Origin of the sequence: Pseudoalteromonas sp. UBA2102, assembly GCF_002331165.1 — a bacterium.
Lineage (GTDB): Bacteria > Pseudomonadota > Gammaproteobacteria > Enterobacterales > Alteromonadaceae > Pseudoalteromonas > Pseudoalteromonas atlantica.
The window spans coordinates 20,724-25,721 of sequence record NZ_DCYU01000021.1; the positions used below are offsets into that span (position 1 = coordinate 20,724).

At 44.9% G+C, this 4,998-nt stretch carries 5 protein-coding genes; all 5 read right to left on the reverse strand.

What is annotated here, in order from left to right; all coding sequences use genetic code 11:
* Positions 1-1,463: thiamine phosphate synthase (thiE, locus tag B2R65_RS02175; protein WP_286740669.1), on the reverse strand; the 1,463-nt coding region annotated here is incomplete at its 3' end.
* 13 nt (positions 1,464-1,476) lie between these two features.
* Entirely contained in the window at positions 1,477-2,268 is a 792-nt protein-coding gene (locus B2R65_RS02180; protein WP_286740672.1) for a thiazole synthase, read from the reverse strand.
* Positions 2,269-2,272: 4 nt separating this feature from the next.
* Complete coding sequence (gene thiS / locus B2R65_RS02185; RefSeq protein ID WP_248463295.1) at positions 2,273-2,467, reverse strand: sulfur carrier protein ThiS; 195 nt, start codon at positions 2,465-2,467, stop codon at positions 2,273-2,275.
* 7 nt (positions 2,468-2,474) lie between these two features.
* A complete protein-coding gene (locus B2R65_RS02190; protein WP_286740676.1) occupies positions 2,475-3,476 on the reverse strand; it encodes an FAD-dependent oxidoreductase in 1,002 nt (333 codons plus the stop codon).
* Between the two features lie 55 nt (positions 3,477-3,531).
* Positions 3,532-4,998, reverse strand: a 1,467-nt coding sequence (gene thiC / locus B2R65_RS02195) for a phosphomethylpyrimidine synthase ThiC (RefSeq protein WP_286740678.1), incomplete at its 5' end; no start/stop codon positions are given.

Below are 4,998 nucleotides of genomic sequence, written 5' to 3' on the forward strand. Positions count from 1 at the left end.
TCACTAATCGCGCGTACAACCGCAACACTGCCAACTCCTGTATTTGCAACCTCGCTTGCGCGGGTTAAATCTATGCCGCCAATGGCAACTGTTGGGTAGTTTTGCATTAATGGCACACACTTTTTAAGTTTATCGAGACCTTGTATTTGGCCGCTCATATCTTTGGTTGTGGTTGGGTAAATAGCACCAAATGCCATATAACTTGGTCGGTAGTTGTGCGCACGTAACATTTCGTAAAAACCGTGGGTAGAAAGCCCAAGCCTTAAACCTGCTTCTTTAATCGCGGCTAAATTAGCGGTTTCTAAATCTTCTTGGCCTAAGTGTACGCCGTAGGCACCGTGCTTAATTGCCAACTGCCAGTAGTCGTTAATAAATACGTGAGCGTGGTACTTTTTACCCAGCTCTACGGCCTGCTTAATTAACTCTTCAAGCTCAAGGTCAGTTTTATTTTTAACGCGAAGCTGCGCCGTAGTAATACCTTGCTGCAAACATTTATCTAGCCAATCTAGGCTATCGACCACAGCATACAAGCCCAGCTTTTTGCTCTCACAAGGTGCAAAATCAGCGGCCATATTAAATTCAAGCGGCACATCAAAATCAAGCTCATCACCAAGCCAGCTGCCAGGCTCTATTACTTGCGGGTAGTCATCTAACTGTGTAGGAAAAGCAGTATGTGCAACAGGGCCTATTCCTTCGCCGTATCTAACCGACTGCTTTAAGCCCTGATTTATATAAGCTTTAGCTAAAATAAAAGCATCTTTTAGAGGGTAGTCTTTTGCTAAACACGCGGCAATAACCGAGGCCATGCTACAACCTGTACCATGACTATGAGGGCTTTGAATTTTTTTATTACCAAGCCAATACTCTTCGCCGTTTTGTGTGCAGTAATCTATACAATAACCTGTTGGGTAATCCCAGTGCCCGCCTTTAATAACAACCGCTTTTGCGCCCCAGCTTAATAGCTTTTTTGCAGCGTCTTTCACGGCGCTTGGGCCAATTAAATACACCCCTGTTAATAATTGAGTTTCGTGCGTGTTAGGTGTTATTACGTCCACCAGCGGCATTAAGCATTCTTTAATGGCACTTACGGTATCTTCCTCTGTTAATACATCACCACTTGAAGCAATTGCAACGGGGTCGTAAACAATCACAGGCGGTACAGGCCATTTAGCTTTATAATGCGCTATATGCTCGCTTATCAATTGAATTTGCTGCACATTAGCCAGCATGCCAATTTTAATTACTTTGGCTTTCATGTCGCTTTCGAGTGCGAGTAATTGCGATTCAATAATATCGGTAGATACCGCGTTAATGGCCTCTACACCTAAGCTATTTTGCGCCGTAAGCGCGGTAATTGCAGTACAACCATGCACGCCAAAACTTTGCATTGCTTTTATATCGGCCTGAATTCCTGCGCCACCACCTGAGTCTGAGCCTGCAATTGTCCACACTAAATTATTCATACTCTCTATTTCCTTACTGCTGATGCCAAAACGGCATACCCATTGTAGGGGTTGAGGGGGCTGCTAAGTCTTTTTCTGGCATTGCTTTGGCATTATACGCAAAGCGCCCAGCCTCTACCGCGGCTTTAAATGCACGGCTCATCGTAATTGGGCAGCCAGCCCCTGCTATCGCTGAATTTAATAATACCGCATCATACCCTAATTCAAGCGCTTGGCTGGCATGCGAAGGCAAACCAAGCCCTGCATCTACAATTAATGTTGTGTTTGGTAAGCGCTCACGAATTGTTTTTAAATTATAACTATTTAAAAGCCCCTTACCGGTGCCAATAGGCGCGCCCCAAGGCATAAGCACCTCACACCCTAGCTCGTTTAAACGCTGGCAAAGAACTAAATCATCTGTGCAGTAGGGTAATACTTTAAAGCCATCATCAATTAATATTTTTGTGGCTTCTAGCAATGCGAATGGGTCGGGCTGTAAGTTGTAGTCATCACCTATTAGTTCAAGCTTAATCCAATCGGTTGCAAATACTTCACGGCACATTTTAGCAAGTGTTACGGCTTCTTTTACACTGTGGCACCCTGCGGTATTAGGCAGTATTTTAAGGCCGGTGTTTTTTATAAGCTGCCAAAAGTCATCCCCTGCGGCAGCGCTTTGCTGGCGCCTTAATGACACCGTTACTATTTGCGCGCCAGAGGCTTTTATAGACTCTTCCATCACCGCTGGAGAGGGATAAAGCGCCGAGCCTATTAATAAACGGCTGTTTAGTTGCTCGCCATAAATAGTTAAGCAATCGTTACCTTGCATAATGCTACCCACCTTGAATAGGCGATAACAATTCAATGCTATCCCCTTCGTTAATTGCGGTGCTGGCATGCAAACTTTGTGGAATAAATTCGCCATTTAGTGCCACCGCAAATGGAGGCTTTGCACCAAAATTTTGTAATACATCAACAAGCATTGCGCTTTTAATAGTTAGCAGCTCACCATTAATTGTTATAGTCATTTATTACTCACCCTATTTGAGATAACGCATCAGCCACTAAGGTGGGCCCTAACATATAGCCATGACGATATAAGCCATTAATGCTAATTACGTTACCTGTTTTTAAAACCGCAGGGCGGTTATCGCTAAATGCGGGGCGTAACCCGCTTTGAATATTTAACAGCCGCGCTTCGGCAAACCCGCTGTGCACAGTGTAGGCCGCCGAAAGTAGCTCAAGCGTAGAGCGCACCGTTGCAGGGCCGCTATCATCAGACTCTATTTCAGTTGCACCAATTACATACTCATTATTAGGTTTTGGCGCTATATAAATTGGGTAGCGCGGGTGCATTAAACGTACCGGCCGCGTTAAATTAACCTCAGGTGCATGTAATCTAGCCACTTCACCGCGTACCCCTCTAAGGTGTTTATCGCCTTTAGCACCAAAGCCACGACAGTCAATAATGTAATCAAAGCCGCGGTTATTCACCTCGCCGTTTTGAATGCTAACGCGTTGGTTAAAAACAAACTTAACCTTACGTTTATTAAGCATGGTAAAGCTTGCTTTATAAAAGGCCTGGTTATCTATTTGCCCTTCGCACGGTAAAAACACACCTTGGTTAAAACGATTAGCTAATTCGGGTTCTAACTGTGTTATTTGCTGAGCATTTAACGCCTGCGCGCTGTGCCCTGCTATTGGCTTTATTCGCTGACTAAAGCTTAGTAAGTCACCTTTATCTTGCTGGTGCGCCACGACCAGCGTGCCTTTTTGCTGATAAAAAACCTCACCTTCAAGCTCGCTCACTATCTCTGGCCAGCGCTTGAGAGAATTTAGCCCCATGATGGCTAAATCCGTTTCACACAATACCGACTCAGCAAGCGGAGCAAGCATTGCCGCAGCCACCTTACCGGCACTATTTTGTGTGTGTTCGTCACTGGCCTCAAACACGGTTACATGATGCGACTTACTAAGCTCGAGGGCAGCTAAGCGCCCTGCTAAACCAAACCCCACAACAGCAATGTTGTAAAACATAAAACCTCCTTTTAATAACAGGCTAGCAGCCATAAGCCGCTAACCTGTTATTGGCTTATATTGCTTTGTGGTAAATTTCTGAGCCCGTTTGTTTAAACTCTTCAGATTTCGCTTTCATTTGCGCTTCTACATCAACCATTTTGATCTCAATTGCATCACCAACATTGTTAGGATCGATCCCGCGTGATTCGAGATCTTTGGCGTAATCGCGTACCTCTTGGGTAATTTTCATTGAGCAAAATTTAGGGCCGCACATAGAGCAAAAGTGCGCTACTTTGCCAGACTCTTGCGGTAGAGTTTCGTCGTGATATTCACGGGCACGTTCTGGGTCTAAACCAATGTTAAATTGGTCATGCCATCTAAATTCAAAGCGCGCTTTTGATAATGCATTATCGCGCTCTTGCGCGCCGGGGTGGCCTTTGGCTAAGTCGGCCGCATGCGCTGCAATTTTGTAGGTAATTAAGCCCTCTTTTACATCTTCTTTATTGGGCAAACCTAAATGCTCTTTTGGTGTTACATAACACAGCATGGCACAGCCGTACCACGCTATTTGTGCAGCGCCTATACCCGATGTTATATGGTCGTACCCTGGTGCTATATCGGTCGTTAATGGGCCTAATGTGTAAAAAGGCGCTTCGCCACAATGTTCTAATTGCTCATCCATATTGGCTTTAATCATGTGCATTGGCACATGGCCTGGGCCTTCAATAAATACTTGTACATCGTGTTTCCACGCAATTTTTGTAAGCTCCCCTAACGTACGTAGCTCACTAAATTGTGCTTCGTCGTTGGCATCAGCAATCGAGCCTGGACGAAGGCCATCTCCAAGCGAAAAACACACATCGTATTGTTTTAAAATTTCGCAAATATCTTCAAAGTGTGTATATAAAAAGTTTTCTTTATGATGCGCTAAACACCACTTAGCCATAATTGAACCACCGCGCGATACAATACCGGTTACACGCTTTGCCGTCATTGGCACGTAACGCAGTAATACGCCGGCATGAATAGTAAAGTAATCAACGCCCTGCTCGGCTTGTTCAATTAACGTATCGCGAAATATCTCCCACGTTAGGTCTTCGGCCACTCCGTTTACTTTTTCTAGCGCCTGATAAATGGGTACCGTGCCAATGGGCACCGGCGAATTACGTACTACCCATTCACGGGTTTCGTGAATGTAACGCCCAGTTGATAAATCCATTACGGTATCGGCACCCCAGCGGGTAGACCACACCATTTTTTCTACTTCTTCTTCGATTGATGAGCTTACCGATGAATTACCAATATTAGCGTTAACTTTAACTAAAAAGTTACGGCCAACTATCATGGGCTCGGTTTCGGGGTGGTTAATATTATTTGGTAAAATAGCGCGACCGCGGGCTATTTCGTCGCGTACAAATTCAGGGGTAATAAAATCGGGAATACTCGCCCCAAACGACTCGCCTTTATGCTGTGCTGCTAGCAGCTCTTCTCTAATTTGTGCACGACCCATGTTTTCGCGTATGGCTACGTATTCCATTTC

Bases quoted from the DNA above. Each gene is read 5' to 3' on its own strand.
- thiS (WP_248463295.1), bottom strand. From the start codon at position 2,467: ATGACTATAACAATTAATGGTGAGCTGCTAACTATTAAAAGCGCAATG.
- B2R65_RS02190 (WP_286740676.1), bottom strand. From the start codon at position 3,476: ATGTTTTACAACATTGCTGTTGTGGGGTTTGGTTTAGCAGGGCGCTTA.
- B2R65_RS02180 (WP_286740672.1), bottom strand. From the start codon at position 2,268: ATGCAAGGTAACGATTGCTTAACTATTTATGGCGAGCAACTAAACAGC.